This window comes from Streptomyces beijiangensis, from assembly GCF_017315755.1.
In the GTDB taxonomy this organism is placed as follows: domain Bacteria; phylum Actinomycetota; class Actinomycetes; order Streptomycetales; family Streptomycetaceae; genus Streptomyces; species Streptomyces beijiangensis.
This window is the reverse complement of sequence record NZ_JAFLRJ010000292.1, coordinates 1-14,369: the sequence shown is the minus strand read 5'-3', so window position 1 is coordinate 14,369 and position 14,369 is coordinate 1. Positions and strand designations below refer to the sequence as shown.

Annotated in this window: 10 protein-coding genes; 5 read left to right on the top strand and 5 right to left on the bottom strand. The window is 69.4% G+C overall.

Going from position 1 to position 14,369, the window contains the following annotated elements; genetic code table 11:
• Positions 1 to 98 precede the first annotated feature (98 nt).
• Genes J0695_RS27460 through J0695_RS27450 form a run of 3 tightly spaced genes read left to right on the top strand, consistent with a single transcriptional unit; the run spans position 99 to position 5,247 of the window.
• Positions 99 to 2,351, top strand: a complete 2,253-nt coding sequence (locus J0695_RS27460; RefSeq protein WP_206966366.1) for a bifunctional glycosyltransferase/CDP-glycerol:glycerophosphate glycerophosphotransferase — start codon at positions 99 to 101, stop codon at positions 2,349 to 2,351.
• A 12-nt stretch (positions 2,352 to 2,363) separates the two neighbouring features.
• Positions 2,364 to 4,412 (top strand): CDP-glycerol glycerophosphotransferase family protein, encoded by a 2,049-nt coding sequence (locus tag J0695_RS27455; protein ID WP_206966365.1) that lies wholly within the window; start codon positions 2,364 to 2,366, stop codon positions 4,410 to 4,412.
• Between the two features lie 37 nt (positions 4,413 to 4,449).
• Positions 4,450 to 5,247: a class I SAM-dependent methyltransferase gene (locus J0695_RS27450; RefSeq protein WP_206966362.1), complete on the top strand. Its 798-nt coding sequence runs from the start codon at positions 4,450 to 4,452 to the stop codon at positions 5,245 to 5,247.
• On the opposite strand, the gene J0695_RS27445 is transcribed toward J0695_RS27450, so the two are convergent.
• From J0695_RS27445 to J0695_RS27430, 4 genes are all read right to left on the bottom strand, one after another.
• Positions 5,230 to 6,549 carry a glycosyltransferase family 39 protein gene (locus J0695_RS27445; protein WP_206966360.1) on the bottom strand — a complete coding sequence of 440 codons (1,320 nt, stop codon included), beginning with the start codon at positions 6,547 to 6,549 and terminating at the stop codon, positions 5,230 to 5,232. The genes J0695_RS27450 and J0695_RS27445 overlap by 18 nt on opposite strands.
• 89 nt (positions 6,550 to 6,638) lie before the next feature.
• The gene (locus J0695_RS27440) at positions 6,639 to 7,013 is read right to left on the bottom strand and encodes a DMT family transporter (RefSeq protein ID WP_242553258.1); all 375 of its coding nucleotides are present in this window, start codon (positions 7,011 to 7,013) and stop codon (positions 6,639 to 6,641) included.
• Positions 7,014 to 7,062: 49 nt separating this feature from the next.
• Positions 7,063 to 8,571, bottom strand: coding sequence for a bifunctional glycosyltransferase/class I SAM-dependent methyltransferase (locus tag J0695_RS27435; protein ID WP_206966387.1), 1,509 nt, complete (start codon positions 8,569 to 8,571; stop codon positions 7,063 to 7,065).
• Between the two features lie 47 nt (positions 8,572 to 8,618).
• Complete coding sequence (locus J0695_RS27430; protein WP_206966355.1) at positions 8,619 to 9,857, bottom strand: glycosyltransferase family 39 protein; 1,239 nt, start codon at positions 9,855 to 9,857, stop codon at positions 8,619 to 8,621.
• Positions 9,858 to 10,081: 224 nt separating this feature from the next.
• On the opposite strand from J0695_RS27430, the gene J0695_RS27425 reads away from it, so the two are divergent.
• A complete protein-coding gene (locus J0695_RS27425; RefSeq protein ID WP_206966352.1) occupies positions 10,082 to 11,149 on the top strand; it encodes a glucose-1-phosphate thymidylyltransferase in 1,068 nt (355 codons plus the stop codon).
• A gap of 183 nt (positions 11,150 to 11,332) precedes the next feature.
• Positions 11,333 to 12,970 carry a glycosyltransferase gene (locus J0695_RS27420; protein WP_206966351.1) on the top strand — a complete coding sequence of 546 codons (1,638 nt, stop codon included), beginning with the start codon at positions 11,333 to 11,335 and terminating at the stop codon, positions 12,968 to 12,970.
• Here the strand turns inward: J0695_RS27420 and J0695_RS27415 are convergent.
• Positions 12,957 to 14,078: a CDP-glycerol glycerophosphotransferase family protein gene (locus J0695_RS27415; RefSeq protein WP_242553259.1), complete on the bottom strand. Its 1,122-nt coding sequence runs from the start codon at positions 14,076 to 14,078 to the stop codon at positions 12,957 to 12,959. The genes J0695_RS27420 and J0695_RS27415 overlap by 14 nt on opposite strands.
• Positions 14,079 to 14,369: the final 291 nt, after the last annotated feature.

The window sequence follows — 14,369 nt, the reverse complement described above, 5'->3', positions numbered from 1 at the left end:
TCGCGGACCGGACCGGGCCTGTTCAACACGTCAACACACGGCTCCCCCGAATGCCGTATCCGACGTAACCAGCCCGCGCCTCGGGCCGTTCCAGGGCCATGCCCCGGTTCAGCGTGATCGTCCCCGCGTACAAGGTCCAGGCCTACCTCCAGGAATGCCTGGACTCGGTACTGACCCAGACCTTCGAAGACTTCGAGCTCATCGCGGTGGACGACTGCTCGCCCGACGCATGCGGCGCGATCATCGACGAGTACGCGGCCCGCGACCGCCGGGTGACCGCCGTACACCTCCCGGAGAACCAGGGCCTCGGCCTCGCCCGCAACGCGGCACTCGCCCGCGCCACCGGCGACTACGTCCTCTTCCTGGACAGCGACGACACCCTCACCCCCGGCGCGCTCCAGGCGATCACCGACCGCCTCAAGGAGACGGGCGGCCCCGACGTCCTGCTCTACGACTACGCACGCACGTACTGGTCGGGCGAGACCGTACGCAACGAACGCGCGGCCCAGCTCACCGAGGAGGGCCCCGACACCTTCCGCCTCGCCGACCGCCCCGGTCTGCTGAAGGTCCTGATGGTGGTCTGGAACAAGGCGTACCGGCGCGAGTTCATCGAGCAGCAGGGCCTGACCTTCCCGCCCGGCTACTACGAGGACACACCCTGGACCTACCCGGCGCTGATGGCCGCCGGGTCCCTCACCACCCTCGACCGGGTCTGCGTCCACTACCGCCAGCGCCGCCTCGGCAACATCCTCTCCACCACCAGCCGCAAGCACTTCGACCTCTTCGACCAGTACGACCGGGTCTTCGCGTTCATCGACTCCCGCCCCGAGCTTGCGAGCTGGCGCCCGGTGATCTTCCGCCGGATGGTCGACCACTTCACGACGGTCTTCACCAAGCGCGACCGCCTCCCGCGCGGCACCCGAGCCGAGTTCTTCCGCCGCGCCCGCGCCCACTACGCCCGCCACCGCGCCCCCGGCGCGACGCCGCCCGTCACCACCCGGGCCCGCCACACCATGGTCAGGCTGGGCGCGCACCGCACCTACGGCGCCCTCTTCAAGGCCATCTCCGTACGCCGCCGGGCGCACCGCCTGGCCTCGAAGGCCCACCGCACCGTCCGGGCCGCCCTCCTCCAGCTCCACTACCGCACCCAACTGCGCCTGCCCGTGCGCAGGAACACCGCCGTCTTCGCCGCGTACTGGAACGGCGGTTACGCCTGCAACCCGGCCGCCGTCGAGGCCAAGGTCCGCGAGCTCGCCCCGCATATCCGCACCGCCTGGATCACCGCCCCGGCGCACCGCCACACGGTCCCGCTCGCCACCCGCCGCCTCACCCCCGGCACCTTCGGCTACTGGACGGCGCTCGCCCGCTCCGCGTACCTCGTGAACAACGTCAACTTCGACCGCCGCCTGGTCAAGCGCCCCGGCCAGACCTTCCTCCAGACCCACCACGGCACCCCGCTCAAGTCGATGGGCCTGGACCTCCAGAACCACCCGGCGGCCTCCCACGGCATGGACTTCCACCAGCTGCTCGCCAACACCGACAAGTGGGACTACACGCTCTCGGCCAACCGCCACTCCACCCTGGTCTGGGAGCGCACGTACCCCTCGCGCTACACCACGCTGGAGTACGGCTACCCGCGCAACGACCGCTTCCAGAGCGCCACTTCACTGGACGTGGCCCGCATCCGCGAGTCCCTCTCGATCCCCGAGGGCTTCACCGCGCTCCTGTACGCACCCACCCACCGCGACTACCTCGCCGGCCAGCGCCACACCCTGGACCTGGAGCGGCTGGCCCGTGCGCTCGGCCCGCGCTGCGTGATTCTCACGCGCGCCCACTACTCGTACGACGCGCCCCTCTCCGCCTCCCCGCTCCCCCGCGTCATCGACGTCTCCGCCCACCCCTCGGTCGAGGACCTCTGCCTCGCCTCGGACGCGCTGATCACCGACTATTCCTCGCTGATGTTCGACTACGCGTCCCTCGACCGCCCGATCGTCCTGCACATCGACGACTGGGAGGCCTACGAGGCCTCACGCGGCACCTACTTCGACATCCGCGCCTGCCCGCCCGGCGCGCTCGCCCGTACCGAGGACGAGCTGATCGACATCTTCACCACCGACCACTGGCGCGGCTCGCGCTCCGCGCAGCTGCGGGCGGCGTTCCGCGCGCGCTTCTGCACGTACGACGACGGGCGCGCGGCCGAGCGCGTGGTGCGCCACCTCTTCCTGGGCGAGACGGCCGGCCTGCCCGCGTCCGTGGAGCCGGAGCTGCGCCGCCCGGCGCCCGCACCTCAGCACTTCCCGCGCACGACACCTGCCGGCGCCGGCTTCATCCCCTCGAACACCCTCGGCTGAGAGATGCCCGCCATGCCACACCGCGCTCTCCGCACACTCCGCCTGCTCGGGCGCAAGGTCCGCGCCCTGCTCGCCGAAGCGCCCGTCGCCACACCGCTCTTCCTCATCAGCGCACCGCTGCTCCTCGCCGCCGCGACGGCCGGCGCCCCCTGGCTCTTCACCGCCGCCGCCTCGGTCTCGTACGTCAGTGACTGGCGCATCACCAGCCGCAGCACACGGCTGCAACGCGTCCTGCAGAGCGCCCGTTTCGGCGTCACCGTCCGCTTCCTGAGCCGGCAGTTCCTGACGCTGGTGCTCGTCTACCGGAGCGCCGCCCCCGGCGAGCTGCGGCTGCTGCCGGTGGCCGCCCTCGCCTTCGCCCTCTTCTACGTCCTGCAGATGCCGCACAGCCTGCTCCTCGCACGCATCCGTCAGGTACGCCAACTCCCTCTGAGCACACGGAACATCGACCTGTCCGCGCTCCACATCACCGATGCCCCGTCACCTCGCGCACTGAACCTCGCCTTCAACAAGGTGATGCACGCGGACGCACTCGCCATCGCCGGAGTGCTGACCGCGCTCCTCACGGCGAGCACCGTGCCCGGTGTGGCGGGATGCGGGGCCGCCCTCCTCGCCGTGCTCGTGTACGACGCGGTGCTCGCCCGCGTCCTGCGCGCCGACCGGCGTATGCCGGCGGCGGGCGCGGTCGTGAACCACATCGACGGCTGGCTCAAGGACTACCGCCCCACGGTGGTCCTCTACTTCTGCGGGATGCGCAACTCCGCGTACCAGGTGAACATGTGGCTGGACACGCTGGCCGAGGCCGGGGACAGGCCGCTCGTGCTGCTGCGCGAGCGCCACATCCTGGACGACCTGGCGCCCACCCACCTTCCGGTGCTGTGCCTGCCCCATGCCGACCATGTGATGAACCTGGACTTCTCCTCCGTACGGACCGTCCTCTACAGCGCGAACGTGGGCCCGAACATCCACATGCTGCGCATGCCGCAGGCCACGCATGTGTTCGTCGGCCACGGCGACAGCGACAAGCTCGCCTCGGTGAACCCGTACGCCAAGGTGTACGACGAGGTGTGGACGGCGGGCCGCGCCGGACGCGACCGGTGGGCGGCGGCAGCGGTGGGTGTGCGCGACGAGGCAGTCGTCGAGGTCGGACGGCCACAACTGGCGGGAATCGAGCGGGAGTCAGGGCCTCGGCATGCCGGACCGCTGACTGTCCTGTACGCACCCACCTGGGAGAACTGGCAGCCGAGCCCCGGCGCGACCTCTCTCATCGCCTCGGGCGAACGCATCGTCGAGCAGCTGCTCAATGCCCCGGCGGACGTACGGATCCTCTACAAGCCGCACCCCTACACGGGAGCCCGCGACCCGAAGGCCACCGCGGCCCATGAGCGCATCGTGGAAATGCTCAGGAAGGCCAACTCCGCTCACAGGCCTGCCGAAGGCACCGGCACCGGGCGCGCCGGTACCGAGGCCGACCAGCAGGACGCTCAACCGCGGGTGCGCAAGGACGCGGACGACGCGGAGCGCTCCCGCGACAGCCGGCTCACCGCCGAGCGGGCCGCGACGCTCCGGGAACTCCGGCTCGAACAGGACAAGTTGTACTGGCAGTCGCACGGCCCCACCGGGCATGTGGTGATCTCCGCGGACGGCCCGCACCTCTACTCCTGCTTCAACCAGTGCGATCTCCTGGTCTCGGACATCTCCAGCGTGGTCACCGACTTCCTGGCGAGCGGCAAGCCGTACGCGATCGTGGACGGCGCCGAGCTGGGCGAGCAGGAGTTCCGGCGCCGCTGCACGGCCGCGCGCGGCGCGTTCGTCCTGCCTCCCGGTGCGGAGGGCCTCGACGACGTGGTGCTGATCGCGGCGGGCCTGGCGACGGACGGTATGCGTCCGGCCCGTACGGAACTCAAGCACTATCTCCTCGGCCCCGACGAACCGGATTCCCTCACGCGTTTCCGCACCGCCGTGCAGGCCGCACAGCACCGGCCAACTCCGGCTCACGTACGAGTGGTCGAGCAGGCGCCGGTTCACGCCGACGCAACTCCGCAATCCCCTGTTCGTTAGCCGGAGGACGCCCTCCCTCCACATGAAAGAGCCCCGTATGCACCGCCATGAATTCCTCCAGGGACTGCACTCCGTCCTGAAGCCGCACACCTATCTCGAGATCGGCATCAACGACGGCCGGAGCCTCGCCCTGTCGCGGGCGGCGAGCGTCGGGGTCGACCCCGCCCCCAAGATCCGGGTGCCGCTCCACTGCGACCTGCAGCTGGTGACCCGGACGAGCGACGACTTCTTCGCCCAGAAGCAGCCCCTGGGCCATCTGATGAGCGGGCGCAATCCGCTCCGCAACGCCCGCCGCGGGCGTCCGCTGTTCGGTGCGTACACCGGCGCCAACCAGGTGGACCTGGCGTTCATCGACGGGATGCACATCTTCGAGTACGCGCTGCGCGACTTCATCAACGCCGAGCGCCACAGCGGCTGGTCGAGCGTCCTCGTCTTCGACGACATGCTCCCCCGCAACAACGCGGAGGCCGTACGCGACCGCGTCGACCAGCGCGGTCCGTGGACCGGCGACGTCTACAAGGTCATCCCGGTGCTCGCCCAGCACCGCCCGGACCTGATCGCCGTCCAGATCGACACCCAGCCGACCGGTCTGCTGATGGTCATCGGCGCGGACCCGGCGAGCACCGTACTGAAGGACCGGTACGACGCGATCATGGAGGAGTGGATCACCCCGGATCCGCAGAAGGTCCCCGAGGCCCTGCTGGAGCGCATCCAGGCGGTCGACCCCTCGTCCCTGCTCGGCGCCGGCTTCTGGTCCGCGCTCTCGCGGCGCCGCGGCCGCCGCTCCACCCTCAACGCGGTACGGCGCGAGCTGACCTCACTGCGCGGCTTCTGATCCCGCCCCGCGCCCGCTGCTCGGCGGAGGCGGCCCCGGAGACGTTCCCGGGGCCGCCTCCGCCATGTGCGGCGCGTTGCGTGAGCGCTTCTGTACGTACAACACCGGGCGCGTCGGCGCCGCCTGGCGGATGCCCGGCGCACCGGCCGCCATCAGCCTCAGGCCGACGGCCACGGCGAAGGTCAGGCAGAGCCAGGCGGTCAGCTCCCACCAGACCGGGAACGCGAGCCTGACGCTCTCGGTGCGGCCGATGATGCACCAGGGGTCGCCGCAGCGCTGGGTGTAGCTGATGACGAGGCAGATCCCGGCGGTGATGCCGTAGAGCGTCGCGGTCCAGAACTCCACGAGGAAGAGACCGGCGGCGGCCCAGGCCAGGTACTGCGTCGCGCTGGCCGTGCTCAGACAGAGGAAGAGCGCCAGCGTCAGGCCCGCGATCCCGGGAAGCCGGTCGGGAGAGCGGTACGCCAGGAGGGCGCCGGCGCCGGCGCTGAGGGCGACCACGGCGAACCGCCCCGGCCCCTGCAGGAGTTGCAGTACGTCGCCCGGGTGTCCGGCCAGTGCGGTCACCAGCCCGGACAGACCCCACCAGTCGGCGGTGCCGCCCGCGTAGCCGAAGACGTTGTGGCGCAGCCCGGACCACTGGTACCAGGCGGCGGGCCCCCAGATGACGAGGGACACTCCCCCAAGACCCAGGACGAAGCGCAGCAGTTTCCTGCGCCCCTGGAGGAGCGCCACCACGAGCAGCGCGGGCAGTACGACGACGGGGACGATCTTGACGCCGAGTGCGAGCGCGAAGGCGATCCCGGCCGGGCCCGGCCTGCGCAGATCGGCGAGCAGGTAAACGGCGAGCAGGGTGAAGAAGACGAAGACCGGATCGGTGTTGCCGTGGTAACCCGAGACCATGAAGAGCACCGGGCTGGCACTGACCATGACCGATGCGGCGACCGCCTTGCGGACACCGGCCCTGCGGTCCACCATCGCGTACACCAGCAGGGCCGTGCCCACATCGGCGGCGATCGCCGGGATCCGGATGAACAGCGGGAACGGGATGCCTGCGTGGCCCGCCGCACCGGCCAGGGAGAGCCAGGTACCGGTGACGGGCGGGTGGTTGTAGAGCATCCGCCCGTAGAACGGGTGCGCGTACACATCCGCCACGCCGAGCCGGTGGACCGCATGGGCGAAGCCCTGGAAGGTCCGCACATCCCCGGTTCCGAAGGTGTGCGACGCCAGCCAGAGCTTGCCCGCGCAGGCCAGCAGGGCGATCAGCAGGGCCGCACGTGATGCGGTGATGGTGGGACGCACCGTTCTACTTCCTCTACGTCTACGTCTATGACCATGTCCATGTCCATGTCCATGTCCATGTCCATGTCCATGGGGAACGCTCCTGGGCCTCAGCCCGACTGGCCCGCGAAGACCGTGACCAGCCCGACCACCACCAGGAGCGAGCCCGCCCAGGTCCACACCGAAGTGTGCTCGTGCAGGACGGTGGAGCTGGCCAGCACGATCAGCAGGTACCCCAGCGCGTTGAACGGGTAGGCGATGCTCAGCGGGACCTGCGCCAGCGTCGACATCCACGCGACGGCGGAGACGCCGAAGACCGCGAGCCCCAGGACCACCCAGGGTGTGGTCGCCGCACGGATCGCGAGTGATCCCCCGGTGTGGTCGGCGGTCCTGGCCGCGACGCGCATTCCGTGCTTGAGCATGATCTGGCCCGCCGCCGACGAGAACACGGCGAACAGCAGCAGTACGAGACTCGGCAGAGTCAACGTCCGCCTCCCATCGGATTTTCGGGGGTCGGGGTCGTCATGGAGGACCTCAGACGCCCACGCGGTCGGTTCGGTCTGCGGCGCCGGTTCGGTCTGTGGGGTCGAACTGGCGGTTGAGAATGTCTTGGACATCGACGTGCTCTCCAGCGATGATCGTCCGGGCCGCATGCGGGGTGAGCAGTGCGACGTGCTGATAGCCGAACAGCGTCGGCCTGATGCGGGTCAGCAGCCTGGACAGCGCGCCCAGCGTCCCCGCCACGGGGCCGCCGCCGAGCACGGACCAGAAGGGCGCCCCGGTCGACGTGATGTCGAGGACGTCGTAACCGGCGGACTTGACCGTACGGCGCAGGCTGGCCCGGGTGAAGAACCGCAGATGCGTCTCGTCGAGGATGCCGCGCCGGTCGTAGTCGAAGACCCCGAAGGCCACCCGCAGCCGCGAGTACCAGTGGCTGAAGTTCGGTACGGACAGCAGGACTTTGCCGCCCGGCGCCAGGACGTCGGCGACCCCGGCGAGTACCCGCTCGGGCCGCGAGAGGTGCTCGATCACATCGCCGGCGACCACATAGTCGTAGTCGACGCCGATGTCCTCGGGCAGGCCCTCCTCCAGGTTGGCGAGGAAGAACTCGGAGCAGCGCTCGCGTACGCCTTCCACCTCGATGTAGTCCACGCCGGTCACCTTGTGGCCGAGCATTTCGAGCCGTTCGGCGAACAGCCCGCCCGAGCAGCCGAGGTCGAGGACCCGGCCGGGCGGCAGCGTGCGCATCCGGTCGAGGATGACGGAGTGCGAGGAGCCGTCGCCCTCCTTGAAGGCGTACCCGTCGGGCTTGGGGATCCAGGAGCAGGTGCCGAATCCCTTGACGGCCAGCCGGTATTCGAGGACGTCCTTGATGACGTCCTTGGCGTACTTCATTCCGTTGACGTAACAGATCTCGTCGCCGTAGTACGTGGGAATGGGGATCTCCTTGATCCGCATTCCGGCGTTGATCAGCTGGACGATGATCTGGGTGTCGAAGTCGAAGGCGTCCGTGTTCCGGTCGATCGGCAGCTGCTTCAGTGCCGCCACGCTGTAGGCGCGGTACCCGGAGTGGAATTCGGTGAGTTCCGAGCCGAGGAGGAAGTTCTCGACGCGGGTGAGAACGCGGTTGCCGAGCCATTTGTAGACCGGCATTCCGCCGTGCAGCGCGCCCCCGCGCTTCATCATGCGCGAGCCGAACACCGCCTCGCATTCGCCGCGTTCGATGGGCGCCACCATCTCGGGCAGCGACTCGGGGGCGTACTGGCCGTCGCCGTGCAGCAGCACCACGATGTCCAGGCCGCGCTCGGCGGCCAGTGCGTAACCGGCCTTCTGGTTCCCCCCGTATCCGAGGTTCTTCGTGTGCCGCATCACCACGGTCCGCGGCATTCCCTCCGCCTGCGACCAGCGGCACCCGGCGGTGAATGTGTCGTCGTGACTCGCGTCGTCCAGGATCAGGATCTCGGCGATGCGCGACCGGAAATCCTCCGGAATGCGGTCGAGCGTCTTCTCCAGCGTGGTCTCGGCGTTGTACGCCACCACCATGATCCCGATCCTGGGACCGGGGACGGGGCTGGAGCTGGTGCTTTCCTTCACGTGCGTGTCTCCACGGTCTCTTGGGGTTCGAATGCTTGGCGGGGGAATCGGGAGAAACGAGGGAAGCCGGTGCGGAGCGGCTGCACTCCGAGCACCTTGCGGATCCCCGACGCGATACCGAGCGCGAGGATCAGCCAGCCGACGGCGCCGACGACGAGCTCGACGGAGTTCCACGTGACCGCCCGGTGGACCGTGTAGAGCCAGGAGGCGAGGGCGCCGACGAAGAGGCTGTAACCCAGCCCCTCCCAGAGGCCGACGACGAAGAGTCCGGCGACGGGCCAGGCCAGGTACTGCACACCGGACGCGGTGCTGAGCAGCAGGAGGAGGCCCAGGGTCAGGCCGGTGACGGCGGGCAGTTCGGCGGGCCGGCGCCAGGCGAGCCATACTCCGGCCGCCACACAGACCAGCACGACCACGAAGTGCCCGTCGCCGCGCAGGAAGCCGATCACCGGCTCGGAGGCACCGAGCCAGACGGCGAATCGGACGAGTCCCCAGAGGCGGAACGGGCCGCCCTCGTAGTCCAGGACCTTGTCCTTGAGCGCCAGAGGTGCGGTGACCAGGACCGGACCCCAGACCAGAAGGAACACCGCCCCGAAACCCGCGCAGAATCGCAGGAACGGCCGGCGTCCACCGCGGTACGCGGCAATCACCAGTGCGGGGAGGGCCACGACGGGCACGAATTTGACGCTGATGGAAAGAGCGGCGAAAACCCCGGCGGCCAGTGGGCTCTTCCGGTCCGCGAGCAGATGTGCGGCGAACAGTGCGAACATCACTGCTACCGAATCGGTGTTCCCGTGAAATCCCGAGGTGGGAATCAGTACGGGAGAGAGCGTGACCCCGACGGCGCACACCACGGCCAAACGCACCGAACGCCGCCTGCGCACGATCTCGAACACCAGAATGCTGGACACGAAATCGGCGAGACAGGCGGGAAAGCGAATGAGTGTGCCGAAATCGGCTACCCGGCCCGAGAGTTCACTCAGTCCGAGCAGCATCCACCCGGCGAGCGGCGGATGATTGAACACGGGAAGACGGGGCATGGGATGTTCATAGATGCGCACCGGCCCGACCTGGTCGATGGCCCGTGCGAATCCCCGGAAGAACCGGACATCGGCCGGTCCGCCCGTGGTGGCGGCGAGCGTCATCTTCCCGACGAGTCCTATCGCCGCGACGAGGGCGACAACGGCCCCGCCGCGATGCGCGTCCCAGGCCTTCCGAGAGTTCAGCAGCCTCATGGCCGCCGAACGTAGCAATCATCGGGGCCGCCGATCTGGAGTGATGAAAACACTATTGCCGCACGCGAGTTCCCTCTCCTGCGGATCTCTGCACACATCACTTCAGGTGAATCACCCATACGGCGCACACCAGCCCGTAATCCGGTGCCTCAACTCTCGTTCACTACCTGTCCCTTGTGCGGCCTCCGCACAACCCATTCGCGCATTGATGACGGGTCGTACCAGTGAAAGCACTCGTACTCTCCGGCGGTGCGGGCACCCGGCTGCGGCCGATCACCCACACCTCGGCCAAGCAGCTCGTACCGGTCGCCAACAAGCCCGTGCTCTTCTACGGTCTCGAGGCGATCGCCGAGGCCGGGATCCGCGAGGTGGGCATCGTCGTCGGCGACACCGCCCCGGAGATCGAGGCCGCGGTCGGCGACGGCTCCCGCTTCGGCCTGGAGGTGACGTACATCCCCCAGCTGTCCCCGCTCGGTCTCGCCCATGCGGTACTGATCGCACGGGAGTTCCTCGGCGAGGACGACTTCGTGATGTACCTCGGCGACAACTTCATCGTCGGCGGGATCACCTCCCTGGTGGACTCCTTCCGCGCCACCCGCCCCGACGCGCAGATCCTGCTCACCCGGGTCCCCGACCCGCGCGCCTTCGGCGTGGCGGAGCTCGACGATTCGGGCAGGGTGGCCTCCCTGGAGGAGAAGCCGGAGAACCCCAAGAGCGATCTGGCCCTGGTCGGGGTGTATCTCTTCACCCAGGCCGTGCATGAGGCCGTACGGTCCATCGAGCCCTCTGCGCGCGGCGAGCTGGAGATCACGCATGCGCTGCAGTGGCTCATCGACCAGCAGCGCATGGTGAGTTCGACGGTCATCTCCGGTTACTGGAAGGACACCGGAAACGTCGCCGACATGCTGGAGGTGAACCGGTCCGTGCTGGAACTGCTCGACCCCAGTGACGAGGGCAGCGTCGACGAGGCGACCGAGATCATCGGCCGGGTCCGGATCGGTGCGGGCGCCGTCGTCCGGGGCTCGCGCATCGTGGGGCCCGCGATCATCGGGCCGCGTACGACCGTCGAGAACTCCTACATCGGACCCTCCACGTCGATCGCCGAGAACTGCCGGGTCACCGACACCGAGATCGAGTACTCGATCGTGCTCAGCGGCTCGTCGCTCAATGGCGTACGGCGCATCGAGGCGTCCCTGATCGGCCGGGACGTCGAGATCACGCCCGCGCCGAGCATCCCGGCCGCGCACCGGCTGATCCTCGGCGATCACAGCAGGGTGCAGATCTCCGGATAGAGCGCGGCCCGCGCTCACCTGTGAAGTTCATGAACTCAGCTGCCTTTGACCGGACTTTGCCGTACCTTTCCCGGAACAGCACCTGAGGTTTCCCCACATCCCTCCGGTTGCCAGGCCGGCAGCGCTCCCCCACATGCCACCGGCCCGCCGAGTCGGTGATATTCAGAGTGGGGGAACTGCACGATGGTTCAGGGAAGTTCGGATCAGAGCGCGCTGCGGGCCAGCATTGTCGTTCCCGTATACAACGCGGGTGAATACATAGAGTCCTCGGCCGATTCCCTGCTGCGACAGAGCATCGGAACAGACCAGTACGAAGTCATCTATGTCAACGACGGGTCCACGGACGATTCGGGCGAAAAGCTGGACAAGCTCGCCGCGGCCCACCCGCATGTGCGCGTCCACCACCAGGAGAACTCCGGTTGGCCCGGAAAGCCGCGCAATGTGGGGGTACGGCTCAGTCGGGGCGCCTATGTTCAATTCGTCGACCAGGACGACTCCCTGGGCATGGAGGCACTGGAGCGGCTCTGCGCACTCGGCGAGCGCAACCGCGCCGATGTCGTGCTCGGCAAGGTCGCGGGAACCATGCAGGCGCCCAGCAGCGTCTTCGCCGAGAATGTCGAAGTGTGCACGGCCGACGACCATCCGCTGATGGAGTCCCTCACCCCGCACAAAATGTTCCGGCGGTCCTTTCTGCTGGACAACGGCATCGAGTTCCCCGAGGGCCGGGTACGGCTGGAGGACCAGCTCTTCATGGCCCGCGCCTATGTCGCTGCCGAGCGCGTCTCCGTACTCGCCGATTACCCCTGCTACTACTGGATGCGCCGCGAGGACCGCGGGAACAACAGCAGCGCGCGGATAGGGCTCAGCTATTTCGAGGACCTGCGGAAGGTCATTCACGCGGTGAAGGCCGGCACCGGGCCGGGCGAGCAGCGCGACAAGATGCTGCGGCGCACCTACCGGGTGGAGCTTCTCACGCATGTCAGCGAGGCGCGGGTGCTGAGCGGTGCGCCCTGGGTGCAGGAGCGGTACGAGACGATCCGCGAGCTGGTCGCCGACGAGTTCGCGCCCGGGGTGGCCGAAGGGCTCGCCCCCCTGGCCCGGCTGCGCGCACAGCTCCTGGAGGAGGGGCGCCTCGACGCGCTGATGGCGCTCGCCGAGCGGACCAAGGAGATACGCCCGCTGGCCGAGGTGGGGCGGCTGCGCTGGCGCGACGGGGTGCTGAGCGCGCCCCTGCGGCTCGCACTGCGCCACGCGGACGGCAGTCCGGTGACGCTGGTGGAGCGGGACGGGCGGCTGCTGCTCGACCCCGCGCTGCTCGACGGCGTACCTGGATTGGACGAGTGGGACGTCGGCGATCCGCTGCGCGGGGCGTTCGGGCGGCTGCTGCTCAAGGACCGTCAGCGCCCCACGGGCTGGTTCCCCGACCCGAAGGGGCTGCGGGTGGTGGTCGAGGACGCGGGTCCTGGCCGCAAGCAGGTCGTGGTCACCGGGAATCTGGAGATCGATCCGCTGGTCGCGGCGGGCGGTGGGCCGCTGGAGCGCGGGGTGTACGACATCCAGGCCTCCTTCCAGCTGCTCGGGATCGGCCGCAGCGCGCGGATCACGGGCGGCCCGCCGAGCGCGCCGACGGCGGCCGGCACCACGAGGGCGGGCGGGACGGCGGCGATACCGTACTGGACCGCGGGCGGCCAACTCGCCCTGGACATCGGTGAGTTCTATCAGCGTATGGACTCCGTGCGGCGCCGCCGCTGGGCGGCACGCATACCCGCGCAGGTGCGCCGCCCGCTGGGCCGGGTGCTGCGCGCCGTCAAGAGGTCATGAAGAACCGCCGCACCACCCGCTCCGCCGCGCCCCCGTCGTCGTACGGACAGAAGCGTGCCCGGAACGCCTCGCGGAGCTTGGCCGTGGCGTCCGTGTCCCAGGACGCGGAGCGCAGCAGGCCGATGAGTCCGTCCTCGGTGGTGGCGATGGCGCCCGGGGTCTCGCCCGGCTCTCCGGAGAGGAGGTCGAAGTAGGTTCCCCGGGAGGCGCGGTAGGCCGGCCAGTCGGGGGCGTAGGTGATGATCGGGCGGTCCAGGCAGGCGTAGTCGAACATCAGCGACGAGTAGTCGGTGATCAACGCATCGGACGCGAGGGCCAGTTCTTCGGTGGAGGGGTGGGAGCTCACGTCGATCACGCGGGCTCCGGTGACACCGGCCGGACTGCCGTAGAAGTAGTGCGCGCGGACCAACAGGACGTAATCGTCGGGCAGTTCACGCGACACGCGCTCCAGGTCGAGGCGCGGGACGAAGCCCTTCTCGTAGTCGCGGTGCGTGGGCGCGTAGAGGAGCGCCGTCTGGCCCGGGGCGAGGCCTAGCGAGGCGCGGAGCGCCGTGATCTCGGTGGGGGTCGTCGTGAAGTAGACGTCGTTGCGCGGGTATCCGAGGTTCAGGTGCGCGTACGAGGGCGAGGGGTAGACCCGGTCCCAGACCTCCGTGGAGTGCGGGTTCGAGGAGAGGCTGAAGTCCCACTGGTCGGTGTGGGCGAGGATCTTCGCGAAGTCCGTGCCGTCGGCGCAGGCGGGGTAGCGGCGCTGGTCCAGGCCCATGGTCTTGAGCGGCGTGCCGTGGTGGGTCTGGAGGTAGAGCTGTCCGGGCCGTTTGGTGAAGCCGCCGGGGAAGCTGGAGTTGTTGATGAGGTACGTCGCCCTCGCCATCGCCCGCCAGTAGGCACGGGAGCCCTCGATGACGTACTCCGTGCCGGGCGGGACGCGGTCCGCGTGCCGGCTGCTGACCGCCCATACCGGCCGGATGCCGGGCATCAGCTCGCGCGCCTTGGCCGCGATCGCGGCCGGATTGCAGGAGACGCCGCGGTTCCAGTAGGCGCCGAAGACCGCCAGACCGGGATCGAGCCGGCTGGTGCGGAGGTCGGCGCGGTAGGCCGTCCGCATGACCCGGGCGCGGATGCGCTTCTTGTACGTAACGACGGCGGACCCGGCCCGGGAGCGGCGGTCCGCCGCGGCGCCGAGCAGCTGGTGGGCCGCGAACGAGCCCGCGGCCAGGGGTCGGTGGTGCGGCGGGGGGTCGTACCCCTCGGGCACATGGGCGCGGTAGTGCCCCGACGCCCGGCGGAAGAAGTCCTTGCGGTCCTCGGGGGCGATGCGGCCCGGGTCGTCCAGGACGGCGAGGGTGTGGTCCGTCATGGGGCCGAAGAGACGGGGGCCCGGGCCGGGGCCGGGGTC